This is a genomic window from Streptomyces sp. NPDC008317 (assembly GCF_042955955.1).
Taxonomy (GTDB): Bacteria; Actinomycetota; Actinomycetes; order Streptomycetales; family Streptomycetaceae; genus Actinacidiphila.
Map to the genome: position 1 here is coordinate 14,117 of NZ_JBIBFQ010000001.1, position 25,147 is coordinate 39,263.

At 72.7% G+C, this 25,147-nt stretch carries 18 protein-coding genes and 1 pseudogene; 4 read left to right on the top strand and 15 right to left on the bottom strand.

Features of this window, described 5'->3' with window-relative positions; translation table 11 throughout:
* Positions 1–948: 948 nt before the first annotated feature.
* The 3 genes from tmk to ACFY9V_RS00055 all read right to left on the bottom strand — a co-directional run bounded on the left by tmk (position 949) and on the right by ACFY9V_RS00055 (position 7,845).
* Positions 949–4,266: a dTMP kinase gene (tmk, locus tag ACFY9V_RS00045; protein ID WP_391158201.1), complete on the bottom strand. Its 3,318-nt coding sequence runs from the start codon at positions 4,264–4,266 to the stop codon at positions 949–951.
* Positions 4,267–4,580: 314 nt separating this feature from the next.
* Positions 4,581–7,415 (bottom strand): type I DNA topoisomerase, encoded by a 2,835-nt coding sequence (gene topA / locus ACFY9V_RS00050; RefSeq protein ID WP_391158202.1) that lies wholly within the window; start codon positions 7,413–7,415, stop codon positions 4,581–4,583.
* A gap of 235 nt (positions 7,416–7,650) precedes the next feature.
* Positions 7,651–7,845 (bottom strand): hypothetical protein, encoded by a 195-nt coding sequence (locus ACFY9V_RS00055; protein ID WP_355346115.1) that lies wholly within the window; start codon positions 7,843–7,845, stop codon positions 7,651–7,653.
* Positions 7,846–8,048: 203 nt separating this feature from the next.
* On the opposite strand from ACFY9V_RS00055, the gene ACFY9V_RS00060 reads away from it, so the two are divergent.
* Together ACFY9V_RS00060 and ACFY9V_RS00065 are read left to right on the top strand one after the other, a co-directional pair.
* A complete protein-coding gene (locus ACFY9V_RS00060) occupies positions 8,049–8,531 on the top strand; it encodes a TM2 domain-containing protein (RefSeq protein WP_355346118.1) in 483 nt (160 codons plus the stop codon).
* Entirely contained in the window at positions 8,524–8,973 is a 450-nt protein-coding gene (locus ACFY9V_RS00065; protein WP_391158204.1) for a DUF2752 domain-containing protein, read from the top strand. The genes ACFY9V_RS00060 and ACFY9V_RS00065 overlap by 8 nt, the downstream gene beginning before the upstream one ends.
* Before the next feature lie 136 nt (positions 8,974–9,109).
* Here ACFY9V_RS00065 and ACFY9V_RS00070 read toward each other — a convergent pair whose 3' ends face one another.
* The 5 genes from ACFY9V_RS00070 to bldG all read right to left on the bottom strand — a co-directional run bounded on the left by ACFY9V_RS00070 (position 9,110) and on the right by bldG (position 15,200).
* A complete protein-coding gene (locus ACFY9V_RS00070) occupies positions 9,110–10,654 on the bottom strand; it encodes a methyltransferase (RefSeq protein WP_391158206.1) in 1,545 nt (514 codons plus the stop codon).
* Positions 10,655–10,823: 169 nt separating this feature from the next.
* Positions 10,824–11,399, bottom strand: a complete 576-nt coding sequence (locus tag ACFY9V_RS00075; protein WP_355346124.1) for a small secreted protein — start codon at positions 11,397–11,399, stop codon at positions 10,824–10,826.
* A 212-nt stretch (positions 11,400–11,611) separates the two neighbouring features.
* Positions 11,612–13,999: a sodium-translocating pyrophosphatase gene (locus tag ACFY9V_RS00080; protein ID WP_355346127.1), complete on the bottom strand. Its 2,388-nt coding sequence runs from the start codon at positions 13,997–13,999 to the stop codon at positions 11,612–11,614.
* A 366-nt stretch (positions 14,000–14,365) separates the two neighbouring features.
* Entirely contained in the window at positions 14,366–14,779 is a 414-nt protein-coding gene (locus ACFY9V_RS00085) for an ATP-binding protein (protein WP_355346130.1), read from the bottom strand.
* Positions 14,780–14,858: 79 nt separating this feature from the next.
* On the bottom strand, positions 14,859–15,200 hold the full coding sequence (bldG, locus tag ACFY9V_RS00090) for an anti-sigma factor antagonist BldG (RefSeq protein WP_031520166.1): 342 nt from the start codon (positions 15,198–15,200) through the stop codon (positions 14,859–14,861).
* Positions 15,201–15,360: 160 nt separating this feature from the next.
* On the opposite strand from bldG, the gene ACFY9V_RS00095 reads away from it, so the two are divergent.
* Complete coding sequence (locus ACFY9V_RS00095; RefSeq protein WP_391158208.1) at positions 15,361–17,850, top strand: DEAD/DEAH box helicase; 2,490 nt, start codon at positions 15,361–15,363, stop codon at positions 17,848–17,850.
* A 72-nt stretch (positions 17,851–17,922) separates the two neighbouring features.
* Here the strand turns inward: ACFY9V_RS00095 and ACFY9V_RS00100 are convergent.
* The 7 genes and pseudogenes from ACFY9V_RS00100 to ssd all read right to left on the bottom strand — a co-directional run.
* Positions 17,923–18,174: pseudogene (locus tag ACFY9V_RS00100) on the bottom strand (Rv3654c family TadE-like protein); the annotation flags it as partial.
* Positions 18,171–18,542 (bottom strand): TadE family type IV pilus minor pilin, encoded by a 372-nt coding sequence (locus ACFY9V_RS00105; protein ID WP_391158210.1) that lies wholly within the window; start codon positions 18,540–18,542, stop codon positions 18,171–18,173. The pseudogene ACFY9V_RS00100 and the gene ACFY9V_RS00105, both read right to left, overlap by 4 nt.
* Complete coding sequence (locus tag ACFY9V_RS00110; RefSeq protein WP_391158211.1) at positions 18,529–18,912, bottom strand: DUF4244 domain-containing protein; 384 nt, start codon at positions 18,910–18,912, stop codon at positions 18,529–18,531. The genes ACFY9V_RS00105 and ACFY9V_RS00110 overlap by 14 nt, the downstream gene beginning before the upstream one ends.
* A gap of 136 nt (positions 18,913–19,048) precedes the next feature.
* A complete protein-coding gene (locus ACFY9V_RS00115) occupies positions 19,049–19,852 on the bottom strand; it encodes a type II secretion system F family protein (RefSeq protein WP_391158213.1) in 804 nt (267 codons plus the stop codon).
* The gene (locus ACFY9V_RS00120; protein ID WP_391158215.1) at positions 19,849–20,997 is read right to left on the bottom strand and encodes a type II secretion system F family protein; all 1,149 of its coding nucleotides are present in this window, start codon (positions 20,995–20,997) and stop codon (positions 19,849–19,851) included. The genes ACFY9V_RS00115 and ACFY9V_RS00120 overlap by 4 nt, the downstream gene beginning before the upstream one ends.
* A gap of 349 nt (positions 20,998–21,346) precedes the next feature.
* Positions 21,347–22,501: a TadA family conjugal transfer-associated ATPase gene (locus tag ACFY9V_RS00125; protein ID WP_391158217.1), complete on the bottom strand. Its 1,155-nt coding sequence runs from the start codon at positions 22,499–22,501 to the stop codon at positions 21,347–21,349.
* Positions 22,498–23,607: a septum site-determining protein Ssd gene (ssd, locus tag ACFY9V_RS00130; protein WP_391158219.1), complete on the bottom strand. Its 1,110-nt coding sequence runs from the start codon at positions 23,605–23,607 to the stop codon at positions 22,498–22,500. Before ssd ends, ACFY9V_RS00125 begins: the two co-directional genes overlap by 4 nt.
* A 441-nt stretch (positions 23,608–24,048) precedes the next feature.
* Between ssd and ACFY9V_RS00135 the strand changes: the two genes are divergently transcribed.
* Positions 24,049–24,894: an HAD family hydrolase gene (locus tag ACFY9V_RS00135; protein WP_355346325.1), complete on the top strand. Its 846-nt coding sequence runs from the start codon at positions 24,049–24,051 to the stop codon at positions 24,892–24,894.
* Positions 24,895–25,147 lie beyond the last annotated feature (253 nt).

Genomic DNA, 25,147 nt, shown 5'->3' on the forward strand with positions numbered 1-25,147 from the left:
TTGCCGGGAGGGGGGTGGGCGGGGGCCAGGCCCCTGCGCCCCCCGACCTCCCAGCGGGGTGGGCGAAAGGGGGTGGGTGGGGTGCGGGACCTGTACGGCCGACGGTCCGCCCCGGCGGGCGAAGGGGGTTGGTAGGGATCCGGGACCTGCACCAGTCGGCGTCCACCCCGGGCGGACGAGAAGGGGTGGGTGCGGCCTCGCCTCACCTGACGTCCAGCCGGGTGGGCGGAAAGGGGTGGGTGGGGATCCGGGACATGCGCCCCCAACGTCCAGCCGGGGCAGGCGGAAGGGGTGGGTGGGGTGCGGGCCTCGCCTCACATGACGGCCAGGCGGGGTGGGCGAGGGGGGCTGGGGGGCCAGGTCCCTGCGCCAATAGACGTCCAGGCGGGGCGGGCGGGGCAGGCGGAACGGGTGCGTGAGATGCGGGACCTGCGCCACCCGGACGCCCGCCCGGGTCGGCGGAACGGCGTGGGTGGGGTGCGGGACCTGCGTCACCCGGGTGGGTGGGGTGCCGGGGCTGGGGCCTGCCGCGCCTGACGTTCGGCTGGGGTGGGTGGGGGGCCGGGATCTGCGCGGGCCGACGGGCTGGCGGGTGCTGGGGGGGTGGCGGGGAGTCGGAGGGGGCGTGACCGGAGGGGTTTGTTGGGCGGTTGGGGAAGGGCCCGAGCTCTCCGATCCGCTCGGAAGGGGCACCGGCGCAGGGCGGCACGTCGAAAAGACCCCCTACCCTCCCCGGCAACCCCCACCGGACCGCCGGACGCCGACGTACCGGAAGGGGACGGGGCGGGGTGCCCCCGCAGAAATACGTTGACGGCCGGGTACCGAATGCGGAAAGGCCAGGTGATACGGATTTCGAGGAGGCACCCCGGACCGGCACCGACCAGGCACAAGCGGCACCCGCAGACGAACAAACACCCGCACGGGTGGGCGGGCGGGCAAAGACAAAGGTCAAGAACGCCCCGGCGGCCGACGGTCGTCGTCGTGAGGGCCGAGGAGTTCGTCGGCGAGAGTGGGCAGGTCGTCGAGGGGGGTCTCCTCGGCCCAGTTGGGGCGAGGACGGCGCGGAGCGGCCGAGGGCGTCTCTGCGGTGGGGAATTCGCGGGTGCGCTCGTTGCCCGGCTGGTCCTCGGGGCGGAAGAGCCACGGCGGGACCCGGTCGGTCGGGTCGTCCGAGGCCGGGGACCCGACCGGGGGTACGACCGGCGGGAGCACCGTCGTGGTCTCGGAACTGTCCTCACGAGGGCTGTCTTCGCGAGAGCTGTCTCCGCGAGAGCGAGAACCGGCCTCGCGAGAACCGGCCACATCCGAAGCCGACTCGTCAGAAGTGGTGCCGTCAGCCGACGAGGCGTCCTCGGCGGGAGCATCCTCCGGCTCGGCCGGAACGACCGGGAGAACCGCCGTCTCATCGGCGCCCGGACCAGCGGGCACGTCCGGCTCGGCCGGCTCGGCCGGAACGGCCGGGAGAACCGCCGTCTCGTCCTCGGCGGGAGCCGAGGAAGGCGGCGGAGGCACGACATTGACCGTCGTGGTTTCGGCCGAGTCCGAAGTCTGCGGCAGCTCGGTGGTCTTCTCGGAGTCGGAGGAGCCGGAGGAGCCGACCGAACCGGCCGAACCGGCACTCGCGGCGGCGGCAGCCGCAGCCGCAGCGGTGCGGGCCTCCTCGGCGCGGAGAAGGGCCTCCTCCGCCTTGCGCTGCTTTTCGAGGCGGCGCGCGTCGGCCTCGGAGCGCAGGCGTGCCTGCTCCTCGGCGAGGCGGCGGAGCCGTTCCTGCTCGGCCGCGCGGGCGGCCTCCTCGGCCTCGCGGCGAGCCGTCTCCTCGGCGGCGATGCGCGCGGCCTCCTCGGCGCGGAGGCGTTCGGCCTCGGCCTCACGGGCGGCGGCGCGCTCGGCGATCTCGCGGCGGGTGGCCTCCTCGGCGGCGAGGCGGCGCTCCTCTTCCTCGCGGCGGAGCCGTTCGAGCTGGGCCTGGCGCTCGCGCTCCTGGCGCTCTTCCTCGGCCTTGCGGGCGGCCTCTTCGGCGGCGAGGCGCGCGGCCTCGGCGGCGGCCTGGCGCTCGGCCTCGGCGCGGGCCTCGATCTCCTGGGCGGAGAGCGGGAGGAGCTGGTCGAGGCGGTGGCGTACGACCGTGGTGACGGCGGCGGGGTCCTGGGCGCCGTCGACGACGAGGTAGCGGCCGGGGTCGGCGGCGGCGAGGGTGAGGAAGCCCGCGCGGACGCGCTGGTGGAAGGCGGCGGGTTCGGATTCGAGGCGGTCGGGCGCTTCGGTGAAGCGTTCGCGGGCGGCATCGGGGCTGACGTCGAGGAGCACGGTGAGGTGCGGGACGAGTCCGTCGGTGGCCCAGCGGGAGATGCGGGCGATCTCGGTGGGGGCGAGGTCGCGTCCGGCGCCCTGGTAGGCGACGGAGGAGTCGATGTAGCGGTCGGAGATGACGACGGCGCCGCGTTCGAGGGCGGGGCGGACGACGGAGTCGATGTGCTCGGCGCGGTCGGCGGCGTAGAGCAGCGCCTCGGCGCGGTGCGAGATCCCGCCGGAGGAGACGTCGAGGAGGATGGAGCGCAGGCGCTTGCCGATGGCGGTGGCGCCGGGCTCGCGGGTGACGACGACCTCGTGGCCCTTGGCGCGGATCCAGTCGGCGAGGGCTTCGACCTGGGTGGACTTGCCCGCGCCGTCGCCGCCCTCTATGGCGATGAAGAATCCGGTGGCGGCGGGGGCGACGGCCGGTTCCGCACCGGTCAGGGCCTCGCGCAGGTCACGCCGGAGCGGTACGCCGCTGCGGTCGTCGGTCTTGCCGAGGACGAGCGCGGCGACCGGCAGCAGCAGGGCGCCGATCAGCATCAGCGTGTACGCGGCACCGCCGTGGTCGAAGGTGAAGTGACCCTTCTGGATGCGGTGCGGGCCGATCGCGGCGGCGACCAGCGGCGCGACGATCACGGCGAGGGCGAGAACGGCGCGCGAGACCGCGTGCAGGTGCTCGGTGGTACGGCCGCGCCGTCCCGCCTCGGCTTCCTGCTCGATCAGGATGTGCCCGGTGTTGGCGGTGACGCCCGCCGCGGCGCCGGCCAGCAGCGCGAGCAGCAGGACAGTGGTCTGGTCGGCGACGATGCCGGTGAGGAGCAGGCCGAGCCCGGTGACGCCGATGGACAGCGCGAGCAGCCGGCGCCTGGACAGCGCCGGGAGCGTACGGGGGGCGAGGCGGATGCCGATGACCGTACCGGCGGTGAGGGCCAGGACGAGCAGGCCGAAGCCGGTCGGGCCGAAGCCGAGGGCGAGCGCGTGCAGGACGGCCACGGCCACGGCCGCGCCGATCGCGCCGACGACCGCGGCGGTCGCCAGCACCAGCAGCGGCAGTACGCCGGTCCTGCCGCGCTCGGCGCCCGCGGGGCCCTTGGGCAGCCGCAGCCCTTCGAGCGGGGAGCGCGGACGCGCCACCGTGCCGGAGGGCAGTTCGAGGAGGTAGAGCACCGACATGGAGGACGAGAAGAGCCCGGCCGCCACGTACGAGGCGAGCGCCACCTGGTGCTGGTCGAACCAGGTGACGCCGACCGCGATCAGCGTGTTCACCAGCGTGACGACGACGAGACCGGCCGCTGCCAGCGGCAGTGCGACAAAGCTCGTCCGCAGGTCCAGCCGGTGCAGCGTCGCCAGGTGGTCGGGCGCGGGCCGCACGGAGGTGTCGCCGGGCGGCGGCAGGAGCAGCGGGGCGGCGCCGTCCTTGGCGACGGCCCACAGCCGCTCGGCCACCCCGGTGACGAAGGCGGTCACCAGCAGCCAGGTCAGCGCGGTGTGCTGCGACCAGGTGATCCACAGCGGCGCGACGATGAACAGCCCGAGTCGTACGGCGTCCGCGCCGATCATCGTCCACCGGCGGTCCAGCCGGCCGCTCTCGGACGTCAGCGCCGACAGCGGGCCGAGCAGGACGGCGCCGAACAGCAGCGTCGAGACCAGGCGCGCCCCGAAGACGGCCGCGGTGGCGAAGGCGATACCCCGGTAGCCGCCGCCGTACGCGTGGTCGGCCACCGCCGCCTGCACGGCGAGCCACAGCAGCACGAGCAGACCCAGTCGGTCCGCCACCGCCCCGGTGAGCTGCGCGCTCCACAATTTGCGCAGCGCCGGGATTTTCAGCAGCGCACCGACCGCTCGCTCACGGCTGTCAGCGGCGAGGTCGGTGGCGAACGCGTCGGTCACGTCCCCCTCGACGTCCTCGGCCCTGACATCTGCGGCCGTGACGTCTGCGGCGGGCGGCTTGGGCTGCTCGGATGGCGTCATCCCAACAGCCTATCCGCCTTACGACGCCCTACACGGAGCCGGTCCCACTCCCGGGAGGACCACCCCTCAAGGAGGGCGGGGAAGCGCACTCACCTGGGCGAAGACGGCCCTTCGAGGGGCCTTTCCGCGGGCCCTTCAAGGGGGAGGAAGGGGAGGCAGGAGAGGCGGAAGGTACGGCGCGCTGACGCATGGCCAGCTCCTCAGGGGCGCGGGAAACCGCGCGACCGGCCCATGACCGGCGCGCGGTTCACCACCGGCCCGGTGGGGCAGGCGCTGTCGTCGCCCGCCCACCGGCCCAGTGTGCCGGACACGCCCTAGTCGGCTGAGGCCGTCGACTTCTTCGCCGCCGCGGAGGCAGCCGCCTTCTTGGCCGGCGCCTTCTTCGCGGCAGTCTTCTTCGCGGTGCCGGAAGCCGCCGTCTTCTTGGCGGGAGCCTTCTTGGCCGGTGCCTTCTTGGCGGCGGTCTTCTTCTTCACAGGCCCCTTCGCCCGCTTCTCCGCGAGGAGTTCGTACCCGCGCTCGGGCGTGATCGACTCCACCTCGTCGTCGCGGCGCAGCGTCGCGTTGGTCTCGCCGTCGGTGACGTAGGGACCGAAGCGGCCGTCCTTGACGACGACGGGGCGCTCGCTGACCGGGTCGGTGCCCAGTTCCTTGAGCGGCGGCTTGGCGGCGGCGCGACCGCGCTGCTTGGGCTGCGCGTAGATGGCGAGCGCTTCGTCGAGGGTGATCGAGAAGAGCTGGTCCTCGGTCTCCAGCGAGCGCGAGTCGGTGCCCTTCTTCAGGTAGGGCCCGTAGCGCCCGTTCTGCGCGGTGATCTCGACGCCCTCGGCGTCCTTGCCGACGACGCGCGGCAGGGACATCAGCTTGAGGGCGTCCTCAAGGGTGACGGTGTCGATGGACATCGACTTGAAGAGCGAGGCGGTACGCGGCTTGACCGCGTTCTTCCCGGTCTTCGGGGTGTCCTCAGGCAGGACTTCGGTGACGTAGGGACCGTAGCGCCCGTCCTTGGCGATGATCGGGCGGCCGGTCGCCGGGTCGTCGCCGAGCGCGAAGTCGCCGCTGGGCTTGGCGAACAGCTCCTCGGCGTACTCGACGGACAGCTCGTCCGGCGGCAGGTCCTCGGGTACGTCGGCGCGGCGGTGGTCGTCCTCGCCGCGCTCGCCCTTCTCGATGTAGGGGCCGTAGCGGCCGACGCGCAGCATGATGCCGTCGCCGATCGGGAAGGAGGAGATCTCCCGGGCGTCGATCGCGCCCAGGTCCTCGACGAGTTCCTTGAGGCCGCCGAGGTGGTCGCCGTCCCCGTTGCCCGCGTCGGCGGCGGAGCCGACGGTGGCGCTGCCGTCGTCGGAGCCGAAGTAGAAGCGGCGCAGCCACGGCACGGCCTGGGCCTCGCCGCGGGCGATGCGGTCGAGGTCGTCCTCCATGGAGGCGGTGAAGTCGTAGTCGACCAGACGGCCGAAGTGCTTCTCCAGCAGGTTGACGACCGCGAAGGAGAGGAAGGTCGGGACGAGCGCGGTGCCCTTCTTGAAGACGTAGCCGCGGTCGAGGATCGTGCCCAGGATCGTGGCGTACGTCGACGGGCGGCCGATCTCCCGCTCCTCCAGCTCCTTGACCAGCGACGCCTCGGTGTAACGGGCGGGCGGCTTGGTCGAGTGGCCGTCGGCGGTGATCTCCTCGGCGCTCAGCGCGTCGCCCTCGGCGACCTGCGGCAGCCTGCGCTCGCGGTCGTCCAGCTCGGCGTTGGGGTCGTCGGCGCCTTCGACGTACGCCTTCAGGAAGCCGTGGAAGGTGATGATCTTGCCGGAGGCGCTGAACTCGGCGTCGCGGCCGTCGGCGGAGGCGCCGCCGACCTTGACGGTGACGGACTGGCCGACCGCGTCCTTCATCTGGGACGCGACCGTACGCATCCAGATCAGCTCGTAGAGCCGGAACTGGTCGCCGGTCAGACGGGTCTCGGCCGGGGTGCGGAAGCGGTCGCCCGAGGGGCGGATCGCCTCGTGCGCCTCCTGCGCGTTCTTGACCTTGCCCGCGTAGACGCGCGGCTTGTCCGGCAGGTAGTCCGCCCCGTAGAGCTGCGTGACCTGGGCGCGGGCGGCGCGGACGGCGGTCTCCGAGAGCGTGGTGGAGTCCGTACGCATGTAGGTGATGAAGCCGTTCTCGTACAGCTTCTGCGCGACCTGCATGGTGGCCTTCGCGCCGAAGCCCAGCTTGCGCGACGCCTCCTGCTGGAGGGTGGTGGTGCGGAAGGGGGCGTACGGCGAGCGGCGGTACGGCTTGGACTCGACGCTGCGTACGGCGAACTGGGTGTCGGCGAGCGCGGCGGCCAGGGCGCGGGCGGCGCTCTCGTCGAGCTGGAGCACCTGCGAGCCGGACTTGAGCTGGCCGGTGGCCGCGTCGAAGTCCCGGCCCTGCGCGACCCGGCGGCCGTCGACGGTGGTGAGCCGGGCGACGAGCGTGGAGGGGTCGGAGGCGTCACCGGTGCGGCCGGTGGCGAAGGTGCCGGTCAGGTCCCAGTAGTCGGCGGTACGGAACGCCATCCGCTCGCGTTCGCGCTCGACGACGAGCCGGGTGGCGACGGACTGCACGCGGCCGGCCGACAGCCGCGGCATGACCTTCTTCCACAGCACCGGCGAGACCTCGTAGCCGTACAGCCGGTCGAGGATGCGGCGGGTCTCCTGGGCGTCGACCAGGCGCTGGTTCAGCTCGCGCGGATTGCGGACGGCCTCCTGGATGGCGTCCTTGGTGATCTCGTGGAACACCATCCGGTGAACGGGCACCTTGGGCTTGAGGATTTCCTGCAAATGCCAGGCGATGGCCTCGCCCTCGCGGTCCTCATCGGTGGCGAGGAAGAGTTCAGTGGAGTCCTTGAGGAGGTCCTTGAGCTTCTTGACCTGTGCCTTTTTATCGGCATTGACCACATAGATGGGTTGGAAATCACTGTCCACATTGACGCCGAGCCGCGCCCAGGGCTGGCCCTTGAACTCCGCCGGCACTTCGGCGGCCCCGTTGGGGAGGTCGCGGATGTGCCCGACGCTGGCCTCGACGACGTATCCAGGGCCCAGATATCCCTTGATCGTTTTCGCCTTGGCAGGCGACTCGACAATGACGAGTCGCTGGCCGCTGTGTGCGGTCTCGCGGGTCGGGGACAACGTCGCTCTTCTCTCCCGGTCGAAGGTGTGTCGCTGCGGAGTGTGACCGTACCTCCCTGTCCCGTGTCAAACGGGAAAAGTCCACAACGCCACTGGAACGGTAACCCGACAACCGGTCTGTCTGCCGCATGGACGGCCGCTCCGGTCGGTTTCCCGGAGGGGCGCGGGGGCGCGTTCCCGGGGGCGCGTGCGTGATTTCACGCACGTCAGGAGGGTCGGGGAAGGGCGGTGGCGGTCAGACCTGTGTGAGACACCAGACGCCGGTGAGGAGCGCGACCGCGCCGAAGAAAATGGACATGACAGTTGCGGCGGTGGATCCCGCGGCCGTCACGGGCTGCCGGGCGCGCAGCCGGGCGGCCGTCCAGAGCAGGAGCGCGGCCCCGAAGACGGCGAAGACCGTTCCGGCGAAGAGTGCGGGCACCCGCTCCATGCGTCCCCTCGTCCCGTCTCGTCCTGTCCAGGTGTGTGCTCCCGGACGCTGCCACGCCAGGGCGTCCGGCACGCGAACCACGGGTGAACACAGGTCTCCGCTCCCAGGGGGTGGGACGCGGCGGGGGCCGTCCTGCAAAGATGTCCGGCAACGACCGGTACACAACAAGACGTTCAACGACGTTCAGCACAGGGGGACGGGGCATGTCCGACCAGAATCCGTACGGCCAGAATCCGTACGGTGACAAGCCGCAGGGCGACAATCCGTACGGGGAGCAGCAGCCCGGGGGCCAGCCCGGATACGGATACCCGCAGCAGCCCGGGGGCCAGGCTCCCGGTTACGGCTACCCGCCCCAGGGCGGCGGCCAGGCACCCGGTTACGGCTACCCGCCGCAAGGCGGCGGGTACGCGCCGCCCGGTGCCGCGTACGCCGCGGACCCGTCCGCGCCGTACGGCTACGACCCCTACGGGCGGCCGTACTCGGACAAGTCCAAGGTGGTCGCGGGAGTGCTTCAGCTCTTCCTCGGCAGCTTCGGCGTGGGCCGTTTCTACACCGGGCACACCGGCATGGCGCTGGGGCAGCTCTTCACGTGCGGCGGCTGCGGCATCTGGGCGCTGATCGACGGCATCATGCTGCTGGCCGGGGACAACCCGACCGACGCGCAGGGCCGGGTGCTGCGTGGCTGACGGAGTCCGTCGGCCACAGGTCGGCGCTCCCCCGGTCTCCCCGGGGGCGCGCCGCCCGTCGGCGGTTCTCGGCCACCCGGCCACCGCTCCCCTGGCGACGCTCGCCGCCGGGGTGGCGGGCGCCGTCTATCTCTACGGCACCGACCCGCACCAGCCGGGCCACTGGCTGCCGCGCTGCCCGTTCAACTGGGCGACCGGGCTGCTCTGCCCGGCCTGCGGCGGTACGCGCATGGTGTACGACCTGATGCACGGCGACGTGGGGCGCGCCTTCCACGACAACGGCGTCCTGCTGCTGGCCGCGCCCCTGGCGCTGTGGCTGTGCGGGCGCTGGATGGTCGAGGGGCTGCGCGGCCGTCGCCGGCGGCTGGTGGTGAGCCCGCGGGTGTCACTGGCCGTGCTGTGCGTGGCCGTGACGTGGACGGTTGTCCGCAACGTGTTCTGACGCGTCGTCCACTCCACCGCGGCGCGTCAGTCCGCCGGGCCCCTTCTCCGAGGCGTCCCCGGGCCGCTCGCCAGGCCGCTCGTCAAGCCGCTCGCCAGGCCACTCGTCAGGCCGCTCCCCGCGTCACTCCGCCGCGTCACTCCACCGGGTCGAGGAACCCCTGTTCCACCAGCAGCCGGATCGACTCCGGCGTGCGGTCGCGCAGCACCACCGGGTCCTCGCCGAGCAGCTGCGCGATGGCGTCCACGATCCGCCCCGCGGTCAGCGTCCCGTCGCAGACGCCCGCGAAGCCCGCGCCCACCGTGTCGACCTTCGTCGCGCGGCGCATACCGCGGGCCGCGCGCAGCACCACGTGCTCCGGGTCCTCGGCGCCCGGCAGCCCCACCTGCTCCTGCACCACCCCGTCGCCGAGCGCGAAACGGGAGCTGAGCAGCGCCGCGTCGTCATGGGTGCGCAGGAAGTCCTGGCGGTCGAACCACCCGGCGATGTGCGGGCCGAGCGGCTGCTCCACGGGGTGCGGCCACTCCTCCGCGGTGATCACGGGCTGGTCCGCGCCGGACTTGCGCAGCGTGATCCAGCCGAAGCCGACGCCGTTCACCTTGCGCTGCTCGAACTCGTCGAGCCACGCGTCGTAGCGGGCGGCGTACGTGGCCGGATCCGTACGGTGGTCGCCGCCGTCGCGCAGCCACAGCTCGGCGTACTGCGTGACGTCCTGGACCTCGCGCTGCACGATCCAGGCGTCGCAGCCGCGCGGGATCCACGAGACCAGGCGCTCGCGCCAGTCCTGGCCCTCGGTGTGCTGCCAGTTGGCGAGGAGCTGGCAGTAACCGCCGTCGTTGAGATGGTCTGCCGACTGCTGCACCAGGGTGCGGCACAGGTCGTCGCCCGCCATACCGCCGTCCCGGTAGGTGAAGCGCCCGCTCGGGGAGATGACGAAGGGCGGGTTGGACACGATCAGGTCGAAGCGCTCGTCGCGGACCGGCTCGAAGAGGCTGCCCTCGCGCAGGTCGGGTTGGCGGGCGCCGGACAGCGCGAGGGTGAGCCGGGCGAAGTGCAGGGCGCGCGGATTGACGTCGGTCGCCGTGACGCGGGTGGCGTGCCGGGAGGCGTGCAGCGCCTGGATGCCGGAGCCGGTGCCGAGGTCCAGGGCGCTGCCGACCGGCTCGCGCACGGTCAGCCCGGCCAGCGTCGTGGAGGCGCCGCCGACGCCGAGCACCAGGTCGGCCCGGTCGACGCCGGGCGTGCTCTCCCCGTCGGACCCGGTCCCGGTGCCGATACCGCCCGCGCCGCCGACCGCGCAGCCGAGGTCGGAGACGATCCACCAGTCCGCGCCCTCCTCACCGGCGTACGGGCGTACGTCCACGGTGGCGCGTACGTCGTCGCCGTCGCGCGCCAGCCAGCCGTCGGTCGCGTAGTCGTCGATCCGGGGCAGGGCGGCGCGGGCCCGCGCGTAGGACACGGGGCGTTGCAGGAGGAAGAGCCTGACCAGGGTCTCCAGGGGGCTGCCGCCACGGGTGGCGCGCAGGGCGGGGACGGTCTCGGCCCGGGAGAGGGCCGCGTAGGCGGCGGCTCCGAGGAGGTCGAGACAGCCGTCCGCGGTGAAGGCTGCGGCGCGCAGGTCGTCGCGCAGGGACGGGGCGTTCCGGGCGGCGGGGAGGAGGGGCGTACTCACACCGGCCATTGTCGCGGAATCGCCGCGGCCCGGCGCCCCTTGTGCGGGGCGGCGGGCCGTGGCGTATCGGACAGCGGGGGTGCTACGGGGGTGCGGTCGTGGGCGCGGGGCCTTCGTGGGCGCGGTCCGGTGGCCACGGGCCGGGGGCCCGGGGCCGGGGCCTGAGGGGGCCGGGGGCCTACGACGCCGACGGTGAGGCCGAGGAGGAGCCGGACGCCTGCTTGCAGCCGGGCTGCTTGGCCATGGCCTTGCCGACGTCGCCCTGGCGGAGCGAGTCGAGGGCCTGCTCGCCGTTCTGGCTGACCTTGCCCAGCGAGTTGGAGACGCCCTTGAGGCCGTCCGCGAACTTCGCCTGGTCGCTGGTGTCGAGCCCGTCGACCTGCTTCTTGAGCGTCCCGTACTGGGTGGACAGGCCGTTGAGGTCGTTCACCGCGTCCTGCTGGATCTTCGCACCGTCCTTGACCGGCGGGGCGCCGGCCTTGCTGACGATGTCGGCGAGCGACTTGTACGCCTCGGAGATCGACTGGAAGGCGGCGGAGTCGGCGGACTTGACGTCCTGGGGCTTGCCGTTGCTGTTCACCTGGGTGATCGCCGTGTTGGCGTCGTTGATCTTCTTGGTCTGGGCCGCGGCCTGGTCGCAGACGCCCTTAGCCCAGTTGTCCAGCTTCTTGTTGGAGTCGTCGCTGCACCCCGACAGCGCGAGCAGCATGACCGCACCGGAGAGCGCGGCCAGGAGCTTCTTGTTCACCTTCACCGGATGGGTCCCTTCCGTGGCCTTACGGCCCCGGAACATACACGGCTGACGGGTGGTCACCGTGAATCCGTGAGGTGATTCGTCCGACATTCAAGCCATTCGCACTAAGGTGCGGTGGGCGACCGCACACGTACCGGATCACGTACGGTCGCCCACCGGGCCCTCGACGGACCGGAACCCTTGACGGGCCCGCCCCTTGACGGTGCGTCGGATCAGGCCACGGCGGCCGTGTCCGGGGTGCGGGTCCCGGTGTCCCCGCCGTCGCCGTCGTCGTCGCCCTCCATCGCGATGCCGCGCCGCTTGGAGATGTAGACCGCGATGACGATGACGGCGATCGAGACCACCGCGACGGTGACGCGTACGCCGAGATTCGCGTCCACGCCGTAGCTGAACTTGACCACCGCGGGGGCGATCAGCAGCGCCACCAGGTTCATCACCTTCAGCAGCGGGTTGATGGCCGGGCCCGCGGTGTCCTTGAACGGGTCGCCGACCGTGTCGCCGATGACGGTCGCGGCGTGGGCCTCGCTGCCCTTGCCGCCGTAGTGGCCGTCCTCGACGAGTTTCTTGGCGTTGTCCCAGGCGCCGCCGGAGTTGGCCAGGAACACCGCCATCAGCGTGCCCGCGCCGATCGCGCCCGCCAGGTACGAGGCGAGCGAGCCGACGCCGAAGGTGAAGCCGACCGCCACGGGCGCGAGGACGGCGAGCAGGCCGGGGGTGGCCAGTTCGCGCAGCGCGTCCTTGGTGCAGATGTCGACCACCCGTCCGTACTCGGGCAGTTCGGTGCCGTCCATGATCCCCGGGTGTTCGCGGAACTGCCTGCGCACCTCGTAGACCACCGAACCCGCGGACCGGGAGACGGCGTTGATGGCGAGGCCGGAGAAGAGGAAGACGACGGCCGCGCCGAGCAGCAGCCCGACCAGGTTGTTGGGCTGGGAGATGTCCAGGGACAGCCAGCGGGCGTCGGAGGCCGCTGGATGGGCCTTGGCGACGGCGGTGTCGATGGCCTCCTTGAACGAACCGAACAGGGCGGTGGCGGCCAGTACCGCGGTGGCGATGGCGATGCCCTTGGTGATGGCCTTGGTGGTGTTGCCGACGGCGTCGAGGTCGGTGAGCACCTGGGCGCCCTCGCCGTGCACGTCGCCGGACATCTCGGCGATGCCCTGCGCGTTGTCGGAGACGGGTCCGAAGGTGTCCATGGCGACGATGACGCCGACGGTGGTCAGCAGGCCGGTGCCCGCCAGCGCGACCGCGAACAGCGCGAGCCAGACGGAGGTCCCGCCGAGCAGGAAGGCGCCGTAGACGGACAGGCCGATCAGCACCGCCGAGTAGACCGCGGACTCCAGTCCGAGTGAGATCCCGGACAGGATGACGGTGGCGGGGCCGGTCAGCGAGGTCTTGCCGATGTCGCGGACCGGGCGCCTGGTGGTCTCGGTGAAGTAGCCGGTGAGCTGCTGGATCACCGCGGCCAGCACGATGCCGATGGCGACGGCGACCATCGCCAGGGTGCGCGGGTCGCCTGCGTGGCCGGAGATGTCGCTGTCGACGCCCTTGAGGTCGGCGTAGGAGGACGGCAGGTAGGTGTAGACGGCGATGGCGACGCCGATCAGGGAGATGACCGCGGAGATGAAGAAGCCGCGGTTGATGGCCGTCATCCCGCTGCGGTCGCTGCGGCGGGGGGAGACCGCGAAGATGCCGACCATGGCGGTGAGGACGCCGATCGCCGGGATGAGCAGCGGGAAGGCGAGGCCGGAGTCGCCGAAGGTCACCTTGCCGAGGATCAGCGCGGCGACCAGGGTGACGGCGTACGACTCGAAGAGGTCGGCCGCCATGCCCGCGCAGTCGCCGACGTTGTCACCGACGTTGTCGGCGATGGTCGCGGCGTTGCGCGGGTCGTCCTCGGGGATGCCCTTCTCGACCTTGCCGACCAGGTCGGCGCCGACATCGGCCGCCTTGGTGAAGATGCCGCCGCCGACGCGCATGAACATCGCCAGGAGCGCCGCGCCGAATCCGAATCCTTCGAGCACCTTGGGCGCGTCGGCCTTGTAGATCAGGACGACGGCGGACGCGCCGAGCAGGCCGAGGCCCACGGTGAACATGCCGACGACGCCGCCGGTCCTGAACGCGATCCGCATCGCCCGGTGCGACACGTCGGTCAGGTCGGCCGGGGGTTCGCCGGGTGCCGGTGTCGCCGATCTGGCCGCGGCGGCGACCCGCACATTGCTGCGGACCGCCAGCCACATTCCGACATATCCGGTGACCGCGGAGAACACGGCGCCCACGAGAAAGAAGATCGACCGGCCGATCCGCTGCGAAGTGGTGTCCGAGGGCAGCAGCATGAGCAGGAAGAACGCCACCACGGCGAAAATTCCCAGGGTACGGAACTGCCGTGCGAGGTAGGCGTTGGCGCCTTCCTGCACGGCAGCCGCGATTTTCTTCATGCTGTCGGTGCCCTCGTCCGCTGCGAGCACTTGACGTACCAACACCGCGGCGAGCGCGAGTGCGCCCAGTGCGACGACGGCGATGATCCATACGAGGAGACGATTTCCGTCGGTCAGTACCGGTGTCGCGGCAAGCGTGTGAGGGGTAAGTGGCCCCGCCATTCGTCCTCCTTGACGTTTGGCGCATGGGCGTGCGGCTTCACGGCTCGACAAGCCGCAACGCTCAGGCGAGCTGAGCAAGATGGACGGATTGTAGGGAGCCGCAGCACTTCAAAACAGGGTGCCGCGTCGAAAAAGGATATTCGTGAACGCGGCGTTCGCCTGTGAACAGGAGTGAGTGTCGCCTGTGATCAGGCGAGAAAGATGATCTGAGGGGCGGCCGGGGGCCGCGTCGCGCTCAGAACGGTGTGCCGGTCAGGCCGGGCCGCCGGTCGAGCCGGTGCGCCGGTCGAGCGGGTCCGCCGGTCGAGCCGGTGCGCCGCTCAAGGGGCCGCCGGTCCACGGTCGGACGGGCGGGACAGGCTACGGTCAGACGGGCGGGACGATCGGCCAGCTCATGCGGATCACACCGCCGGTGGCGGTCTCGGTGACCTCGACGTCGTCGACCAGGCCGCTGATCACGGCGAGGCCCATCTCGCCCTCGTCGCTCAGCTCGTCACCCGCGGCGTCGGACGCGGAGCCCGACGCGTTGCCCGGAACCTCGTCGGCGACCTCGATGGAGAACTTCTTCTCCTCCTCGGTCAGCATCACCCGGACCGGTTCTTCCACACCGTTGCCACGGTGCAGACCCACCGCGCGGCTGCACGCCTCGCCCACCGCGAGCCGTACTTCGTCCAGAACCGCCTCGTCCACCCCCGCCCGGCGCGCCACCGCCGCCGCTACGAGCCGTGCTGTTCGCACATGCTCCGGCTGGGCGCTGAAGAGCAGTTCTACGGTGGGCATGGCCTCCCCTTCGGTCCTTTGGGTGGGCATCACGGGGGCCCGGACGGTGATCCCGTCCGGTACCCCTCGACGGCGATCGTCAGTCGGTCGCCGCGACAGCCTCGTCGACCGAGGTGTGAATCGGGAACACCTTGGTCAGACCGGTGATACGGAAAATCTTCAGGATGCGCTCCTGGTTGCACACCAGTCGCAGCGATCCTTCATGAGCACGCACCCGCTTCAGCCCGCCGACGAGCACACCCAGGCCGGTGGAGTCGAGGAAGTCCACTCCCTCCATGTCCACGACCAGGTGGTAACTCCCGTCGTTCACAAGCTCCACAAGCTGTTCCCGCAGCTTGGGCGCGGTGTACACATCAATCTCGCCGCCGACTTCGACGATCGTACGATCGCCGACGGTTCGGGTCGACAGGGACAGGTCCACGGATCCTCCAGCACCTTGCATCGACGCGGCGCCCCCCTGGGGCCCCCACCAGAAGGTAGGGGACGGATCGACGGCCGCGATGGCATTCAATCACTTCGCAGCGGGCGAGCACGACGCCTTACTGCGATTGTCCGTCACGCCGGTGACACACTGAGTGCCGATGGCCCAGGATCATCTTCCGCAGTCGGCGCACGGCCGCCCGTCCCCCCGAACCGCTTTGGAGCGGCTCGCCAGGGGGGCAGACCGAGCCGCGCGCATCACCCATACGGAGCACCTGCCCCCGCGGGTCGGCCGCCATGCCTCCTGGCCCGACACGATCAGAAGCGAGGTCGTGGACGCGATCCGCGCGGCCGGGATCGACCGTCCCTGGGAGCACCAGGCGCTGGCCGCGGGCCACGCGGCGCGCGGCGAGTCGGTGGTGGTGGCCACCGGAACCGCCTCCGGGAAGTCGCTGGCGTATCTGGCACCGGTGCTCAGCGCCCTGCTGGACGGCTCCGAGGCGCCGAACGGCCGGGGCGCCACCGCGCTCTACCTGTCCCCCACCAAGGCCCTGGCCGCCGACCAGCGCCGCGCCGTCACCCGCCTCGCCGCGCCCCTGGGCACCGCGATCCGCCCCGCGGTCTACGACGGCGACACCCCCGTCGAGGAACGCGAGTGGGTCCGGCAGTACGCCACCTACGTGCTCACCAACCCCGACATGCTGCACCGCGGCATCCTGCCCGGCCACGCCCGCTGGGCCTCCTTCCTGCGTCAACTGCGCTACGTGGTGATCGACGAGTGCCACACCTACCGCGGTGTCTTCGGCTCGCACGTCGCCCAGGTGCTGCGCCGCCTGCGCCGGGTCTGCGCGCGGTACGGGGCCGAGCCGGTGTTCGTGCTCGCCTCCGCGACGGCCGCGGACCCGGCGCGGGCCGCCTCCCGGCTCACCGGGGTGCCGGTGGCCGAAGTGACCGAGGACACGTCGCCGCGCGGCGGCCTGGCCTTCGCGCTGTGGGAGCCGCCGCTGACCGAGCTGTCCGGCGAGCACGGCGCTCCCGTGCGCCGCACCGCGACCGCCGAGACCGCGGAACTCCTCACCGACCTGGTCGTCCAGGGCGTGCGCAGCGTGGCCTTCGTCCGCTCCCGGCGCGGCGCGGAACTGGTCGCCCTGATCGCCCAGGAACGCCTGGCCGAGATCGACCCCTCGCTTCCCGGGCGGGTCGCCGCCTACCGCGGCGGCTACCTCGCCGACGAGCGCCGGGCCCTGGAACGCGACCTGCACTCCGGCCGCCTGCTCGGCCTCGCCTCCACCTCCGCCCTCGAACTGGGCGTGGACATCTCCGGCCTCGACGCGGTCCTGCTGGCCGGCTACCCGGGCACGCGGGCCTCGCTGTGGCAGCAGGCGGGCCGCGCCGGACGGACCGGGCAGGGCGCGCTGGCGATCATGGTCGGCCGGGACGACCCGCTGGACACGTATCTCGTCCACCACCCCGAGGCGATCTTCGAGCAGCCCGTCGAGAGCACCGTCCTGGACCCGGACAATCCCTACGTGCTGGCCCCGCACCTGTGCGCCGCCGCGGCCGAGCTGCCGCTCACCGACGACGACCTCGTCCTGTTCGGCCCCGAGGCGGCGTCGCTGATGCCGCAGCTGGAGAAGCGCGGGCTGCTGCGCCGGCGCGCCTCCGGCTGGTACTGGACCCGCCGGGAGCGGGCCGCGGACCTCACCGACATCCGCGGCGAGGGCGGCAGTCCCGTGCAGGTCGTGGAGACGGCGACCGGACGGCTGCTGGGCACGGTGGACGCCTCCTCGGCGCACACCGCCGTCCACGACGGCGCCGTCCACCTCCACCAGGGCCGCACCTACCTGGTCAAGCGGCTCGACCTGGAGGACGGCGTGGCGCTGGTCGAACCCGCCGACCCGTCCTACTCCACGATGGCCCGCGACACCACCGACATCCGGGTGCTCAGCGGCGACCTGGAGGAGCCGTGGGGCGAGGCGCGGATCCACTTCGGCTCCGTCGAGGTGACCCACCAGGTGGTGTCCTTCCTGCGCCGCAAGCTGATCACCGGTGAGATCCTCGGCGAGACCAAGCTCGACCTGCCCCCGCGCACCCTGCGCACCCGGGCCGTGTGGTGGACCGTCACGGACGCGCAGCTGGACGCCGCCCGGATCCACCCCGAGGAGCTGCCCGGCGCCCTGCACGCCGCCGAGCACGCCGCGATCGGTCTCCTCCCGCTCTTCGCGACCTGCGACCGATGGGACATCGGCGGGGTCTCCATACCCCTGCACGCCGACACCGGCCTGCCCACCGTCTTCGTCTACGACGGCCACCCCGGCGGCGCGGGCTTCGCCGAACGCGCCTTCCACACCGCCCGCACCTGGCTCACCGCCACCCGCGAGGCCATCGCCTCCTGCGAATGCGAATTCGGCTGCCCCTCCTGCGTCCAGTCCCCCAAGTGCGGCAACGGCAACGACCCCCTGGACAAGGCCGCCGCCGTCCGCCTCCTGGACTGCCTGCTGACGGCGGGTGCCGCCGAGGCCGCCGAGGCCGCTGACGGCGCCGGGGCCGGTCCTGAGGCGGGGGACGGCGCCGGGGCCGAGACCGGTCCTGAGGCCGCGCCCGGTGCCGCCGACGGCGGCCGGGCCGGGGTCGGGACCGGGGTCGAGTGACGGTCCCGCGCGGGACCGCACACGGGCGCCGTCGACCTCCGCCGTGACGTCGGAGATCTCGCCCGCCACCGCGCAGCTCACCAGCCGGGCGCCCTGCGCCGCCGCCACCTCGGCCGCCAGCCCGCAGGCCCGCGTACGGCCCTCCAGCGCGTGGTCGGCCGCGGCGAGCGCCGCCAGATCCGCGGCGCCGCCCGCCCGGTGCCTGGCGATGACCGCCTCGTCCATGAAGAGCACGGCGGCGAAGACCGCGCCCAGCACGGCGATCAGCCCCAGTGACCACACGGTGGCGGAGCCCCGGTCCCCGCGGGGCGCGGGGGCCTTCACGGTTGCCCACCCCCGCCCACGGCGTCCTCGGCGAGCGCGACGGCCTCGGCCCGCAAGGTGACGGGGAAGCGCGGCGCCGGGACGGTGACCCGGACCCGGATCAGGTCGCCCGACCGCTCCACGCCGACCCGCGCTCCGGACGGCGCGGCCTCCCGCGCCACCCGCAGAACCTCGCCCGGCGCCTCGGAGCGCGCCGCGGCACGCGCCCCCGCCCGCGCCGCGTCCACGCACCGCACCTGCGCCGCGGCCGCCATCAGGCCCCAGATCAGGGCGGCGGTGAGCGCCACCAGCATCGGGATCACCATGGCGGCCTCCGCCGTCACATACCCCTGGTCGCGCGGCGGGCGGCCCCGCTCAGAACGGCACATGGAGTGCCTTCACGATCACGCCGGTCAACGCCGAGCGCACCGGCCCGCTCGTCACGATCTTGTAGAGCACCGCCGCGAACCCGCACGCCGCGATCGTCCCCACCGCGTACTCGGCCGTGCTCATCCCCGCCTCCGCCGCCGTACGGCTCACGTCCCTGTACCGCGCCGCCCTCCGCCGCATCCGGGCGACCCACCGCCGCCGCTCGGCCCGCGCCAGACGAACCGCGCGCGGCACCGGCGGCACCCGGAGCGCGGGCGGAGCCGAGGCCATCGCGCCGGGCGGGTTCTTCGAGTTGATCGAGTTGATCGATTTCGCCAGGGCCGGCTGGGCCGTCCGGGCGAGGTGCTGGTCCATCGTCTGATGCGTCATCGGGATCTCCTGGTGTCGTGGATGTGCGTGTGGGTGTGCGTGTGGACATGGCTGTTCGAGTCGTTCGTTTCGGGTGGTGCGTCGGGCACAGGCGATCCGGGGCGGGGCGTCAGCCCGTGCGGTCCGGGGCGGGGTGTCAGCCCGTGCGGCCGAGGACGGTGCCCGCCAGGCCCATCACCACGGGGGCGACGCCGACCAACAGGAAGGCCGGGAGGAAGCAGACCCCCAGGGGCGCGGTGGCGTGCACCGCGGCCCGCCGGGCCCTGGCGAGCGCCGAACGGGCGTACGCGGCCCGGTAGTCCGCGGCCAGCCGGGACATCTCCGCGACCGGTGCGCTGCCCGTCGTGGAGGCGCGGGCCAGGCAGCGCCCCATCTCGCGGGCGGCGGGCAGCCGTCCGAACCGCTGCCAGCACTCCGCCGGGTCGCCGCCCAGCCGCAGCTCGGCCCTGACCCGTATCAGCGCGGTCCCGATCGGCCCGGCCAACGACCGGCCCACGGCGCCCGCCGCTTCTCCGGGTGACGCCCCGGCGGCGAGGCAGGCGGCCATCAGGTCCGCGCAGAGCGGGAGTTCCGACGGATCGGGCTCCTCGTCCACCCCGGAGCTCTCTGTGGCGTTCTGCCGCCCCCGGAGTGATCTCCTGACCCCGAGGGCCGTGAGGACCCCCACCAGGCCGCCCAGCACCCCGCTGATCAACGTCGCGGCCCCCAGCCCGGCCGCGACCGGCGGACCCCAGTCGCGCAGCGGTCCCCTGAGCCGCCGGAGCGCCCGCCGGGGGGACCTCCGCGACCGCCCGGTCCCCAGCGCCGCGCGCAGCCGTCGCGTCGCCGCTTTCTCCCTCCGCGCCTCGGCCAGCGCCCCGCCGACGGCGGCCACCGCAGCCGCCACCAACGCGAGCGCCACGAGGGCTGCCCCCAGGCTGTGGACACTCCCGCCGGTCACGGCCGCCCCCGGTCCCGCGACCCCGTCGGGGTCGCCGCCTTTCCCCGGCCGACCGTCGCGGTCTCGAGCACCGCGCCACCGGCCGCTGGAGAGCCGCCCCCCGAGGAACCGTCCCTCACGGAAACGGCGGCCGTCGAAGCGCCCTTCGCAGGACCGGGGGGCCGAGTTCTGGCCGCCGTCGGTCCGCCCTCCGCCGCGCGGATGATCCGCGCCGTCCACGCGAGCCCCGCCCATTCCAGGCAGCCGCCCGCGACCAGGCAGAGCAGTCCCGCCGGGGTGTGCAGCAGCACACTTGAGGGGTCGGCGCCCAGGCCCGCGCCGAGCACGACGCCGAACAGCGGCAGCAGCGCGAGCAGCACCGACGTGGACCTCGGACCCGCCAACTGGGCGCGCAGGTCGTCGCGTTGATCGGCGTCCGCCCGTAGCGCCGCGGCGACCCGGTCGAGCGCGGCGGCCAGTCCGGCACCGCCGTCCACCGCGACCTGCCAGCAGGCGGCGACCGCGGCGAGCCCGTGCGTCCCCGCGCCGAGCCGGGACGCCTCCCGCAGCGCGTGCGGCACGTCGCCGCCGAATCTGGCCGCCGACAGCACCATTCGTGCCGCGTCGGCGAGGTCGGGCGAGGCGGGCCAGCCCGCCGACTCGACCGCGTCGGTCAGCGCCGAGTGCGGTGGCCATCCGGCCCTGAGGTCTCCGGCCACGGTGCCGCACAGCGCGCTCACCGCGACCGCCCCGCGCTCGGCCGCCGCCCGCTCGCCCCGCCGTCGCAACGCCCGCCCCACCAGCGGCACCGCCACGGCGCCCGCGACCACCGGCAGTACCGATCCCGTCAGCAGCCCCAGCCCACCGCCCACCGGCAGGCACACCGCCTCGGGCCCGACCCGGCCGCGCCGACCGGCGAACCGTGCGACGAACCGCAGCGGCTCCCACGCCCGGCGACGGCCCGCCGTCCGTCCGTCGCGCCACCGCGCAAGCCGGATCGCCCACTCACCGCGAGCCGTCTCCCCCGCCCTCCTCAGCCGTGCCAGCGGATTCGCCCGCTGCTCGCCGGTGACCGGTCCCCGCTCGCCCTCCCCCACCTCTTCAGGTCCTGGTCCGATGAGCAGATCGCGCGCCCGGCGGCGAGGATCGGAGGTGCGCCAGCGCATCACGAGGAGGGCCAAGGCAGCGCAGAGGGCAGCGGCCCACACGACCGAGGGCTGAAAGGTCGCCGCGCTCATGACGCGCCTGCCCGGCGATGTCCGATCCCCGGCTCACGGCCCGGACCGCGGCACCAGCGAACCCCCGCCCCCGCCAGAACAGCGCGCCGGGCGGCAGCCCACACGACCGAGGGTGGACAGACCGGGGCGCTCATGACGCACCCGCCCAGCGATGCGCGACCCGCAGCTCGCAGCCCAGGCCAGGGGGATTCGAGGCGCGCCAGCGAAGCCCCGCGAGCAACAGAAACACCACGCCGGGCGGCAGCCCGCACGACATCACGTTGAGAAAGCAGGGCGCTCATGACGCACCTGCCGAGCACAGTGCCGCCAACCGGTCCCAGCCGGGGCCGCGTTCGTGGTGGCCGCGGGCGTCGCGGAGCAGGGCGGGCACCGTGGCGACCAGGCCGTCGGAGCCGCGCTTGAGTACGTGGATCGCGGCAAGGCGGCGCAGGCCGGAGCTGTCGCGGGCGAGGTGGATGACGACGGCGAGTGCGGCGGCCAACTGGCTGTGCAGGGCGGCCCGGTCGAGGCCCGCGGTGGAGCCGAGGGCTTCGAGGCGGGCCGGGACGTCGGCGGCGGCGTTGGCGTGGACGGTGCCGCAGCCGCCTTCGTGGCCGGTGTTCAGCGCGCTCAGGAGGTCGGTGACCTCGGCGCCGCGGACCTCGCCGACCACGAGCCGGTCGGGGCGCATGCGCAGCGCCTGGCGGACGAGGTCCCGCAGGGTGACGTGTCCCGCGCCCTCCTGGTTGGCGGGGCGGGTCTCCAGGCGGACGACGTGCGGGTGGTCGGGGCGCAACTCGGCGGAGTCCTCGGCCAGGACGATGCGGGCCGCGGGGTCGACGAGGCCGAGCAGGCAGCTCAGGAGTGTGGTCTTGCCCGACCCGGTGCCGCCGCTGATCATGAACGACAGCCGGGCGTCGAGGACCGCGCGCAGCAGCCGGGCGGTCTCGGTGTCGAGCGTTCCGGCCGCGACGAGTTCGGCGAGGGTGAAGGCGCGGGCCCGCACCACGCGCAGCGACAGGCACGGCGAGCCGACCACGACCGGCGGCAGGACGGCGTGCAGCCGGGTGCCGTCGGGCAGTCGGGCGTCGACCCACGGGTGGGCGTCGTCCAGGCGGCGGCCGGCGGTGGTCGCGAGGCGCTGGGCGAGCCTGCGCACGGCGGTGGTGTCGGTGAAGCGGACGGCGGCGCGTTCGAGACCGCTGCCGCGGTCGATCCACACCTGGTCGGGTGCGTTGACGAGGATGTCGGTGACGGCGGGGTCGGCGAGCAGCGGCTCCAGCGGGCCCGCGCCGACGAGTTCGGAACGCAGTGCCGCGACCACGTCGAGGACTTCGCTGTCGCCGAGCAGGCGTCCGCGGGCGCGCAGCGCCGCGGCCACGCGTGCCGGGGTGGGTTCGCCGCCGTGTTCCGCGAGGTGCAGCCGTACGGCGTCGAGGAGTTCGGCGTTCATACCGTCACGCTCCCGCCGCTTGGCTGGGCCTGGGCGAGGAAGGCGGTGCAGAAGCGGGCGAGCGGGCCGCGGCTCGCGGAGCCCGGTGGTCCGCTGCCGGACAGGGCGTCCGACAAGCCTGGTTCCGGAGGGAGTTGGCCCGCCAGCGGCAGGCCGACGAGACGGGCGATCTCGTCGTCGGCGAGGCCGGAGACGAAGGGGCCGCGGGCGACGACGCGCAGGTCCTTGAGGACCATGCCGACCGCCGCGGCGACGCGGGTGGCCGCGGCGACCGCTCGCAACTCTGCGGGTACGACGAGGAGTCCGACGTCGATCTGCGCGAGGGTCTCGGCGACCGCGTCGTCCACGCGCCGTGGCAGGTCGACCACGACGACTCCGCCGCGGCGGCGGGCCGCGCCGAGCACGGACCGCATGGCCTGGGGTGGGATGAGCACGGAGTCGCCGCGGTCCCAGCTCAGGACGCTCAACGCGTCGAGCCTGGGCAGGGATTCCTCCAGTGCCCCGCTGTTGACGCGGCCCCGTGAGTCGGCGAGGTCGGGCCAGCGCAGGCCGCCGACGCGCTCGGCGCCGAGCAGGATGTCGAGGCCGCCGCCGAGCGGATCGCCGTCGATGAGCATGGTGCGCCTGCCCGTACCGGCCGCGGTGACGGCGAGCGCGCAGGCCAACGTGCTGGCGCCCGCGCCGCCCCGGCCGCCCACCACCCCTACGGTCAGGGCGGGTTCGCTCACGCCTTCGGCGATGTCGGCGATGCGGTCGACCAGCCAGGTCTCGGCGTCGGGCAGGAAGAGGACATGGTCGGCGCCGATCGCGACGGCTCTGCGCCACACGTCGTGGTCGTGCAGATCACGCCCGACGACCAGAACTCCCTTGCGGCGGACGGTGTCCTGGACCCGCGAGGTGGCCTCGGCGCCGACCAGGACGAGGGGCGCTGTGTCCCAACTCGTCGCGCGCGGGGGCGCGGTGAAGACCACCTCCGGTTCCGTACCGGCCGCGGCGCACAGCCGCAGCAGGTCGTCGAGGAGCGTTTCGTCCTCGGTGACAATCAGCGGCCCGGCCGGCCCTTCGATGGCGGTCGGCCGCTGGTCGGGTGTCGTCGATCCCGTCATTTCCTGTCCCCCCTCGCTTCTGACGCGAGCACCGGTGTGCATCGCCTGCGATCAGGTTGGGGCAGACAGGAGAATTGAGATGATCTTGGTCGGAATCTGTGGACAACTCAGCGATTGTGGATAACTCCGCCACTCTCACGGGTGAGTTCGCCGACGCCTGGCAACGATTACGGACCGTCACACGTCGTACGCATCACAGCCGTGCCGCACGCGAGGGGGAACGACATGAGGATGCGAGTGGAAGGACGTCGCGAGAACCGGGAAAAGGCATCCGGACATGCGACGACCCCCGCCGGGGGGGAGAGCGGGGGTCGTCCCCACGGTCCGACTCGGGGGGGGGGAGGAGCCAGACCGGGTTAGCACGGTCGCGAACGATCCGTGACTTCCATGGTGTACCCGAAGCCCTTCTCAGGCAAACCCACACGCCCGAGCTTACGCCGAATGGTGGTTGCCTATGCTCGTCACGTGGAAAACCACCTGCCACCGCGCACCGCGGCGTTCTTCGATCTCGACAAGACCGTGATCGCCAAGTCCAGCACGCTCGCCTTCGGGCGCTCCTTCTACCAGGGCGGTCTCATCAACAGACGTGCGGTATTGCGTACCGCATATGCCCAGTTCGTGTACTTGGTCGGTGGCGCGGATCACGACCAGATGGAAGGTATGCGCAAATACCTCTCCGAGCTGTGCCGGGGCTGGAATGTCCAGCAGGTGCGGGAGATCGTGGCGGAGACGCTGCATGACCTGATCGACCCGATCATCTACGACGAGGCGGCCTCGCTGATCGAGGAGCACCACGCCGCGGGCCGCGACGTGGTGATCGTCAGCGCCTCCGGCTCCGAGGTGGTCCAGCCGATCGGCGCGATGCTGGGTGCCGACCATGTCGTAGCCACACGGATGGTCGTGGAGGACGGCGCGTACAACGGGGAGATCGAGCACTACGTCTACGGTCCCGCAAAAGCGGACGCCATCGCCGAGCTGGCGAAGTCGGAGGGCTACGACCTGGAGCGGTCCTTCGCGTACAGCGATTCGGTGACCGACATCCCGATGCTGGAGTCGGTCGGTCATCCGTACGCGGTCAATCCCGACCGGGCGCTGCGCAAGGAGGCCGTCTCACGTGACTGGCCAGTGCTGACTTTCAGCCGTCCCGTGCGGCTGAGACAGCGGATTCCGTCGCTGTCGATGCCGCCCCGGCCGGTGCTCGCGGCGGCTGCCGTGGGGGCGGCGGCTGCGACGGCCGGGCTGGTGTGGCTGGCGTCCCGACGCCGTCGGCCCGCCCTTATGTCCTGATTGATCCCAAAAGTAAAGAAGTCGGGCGAGGGGTTCCCCTGCGCCTCCCACGGCGGTACAAAGGACGTAGCGGCCCGCGAGACCACGGAGTTCCGAGAGGAAGACCGCAGTTCACAGCACCAGGCCCCACGGACCGAGCATGGAAGTCAGGCACCCACGCGGAGCCGACCCGCTTATCGGGCCAGCCGCACCAGGTGACGGGCGAAGATCCCGGCCTGATCGGCAATTACCGTGCACGCACTGGTAACTTGAC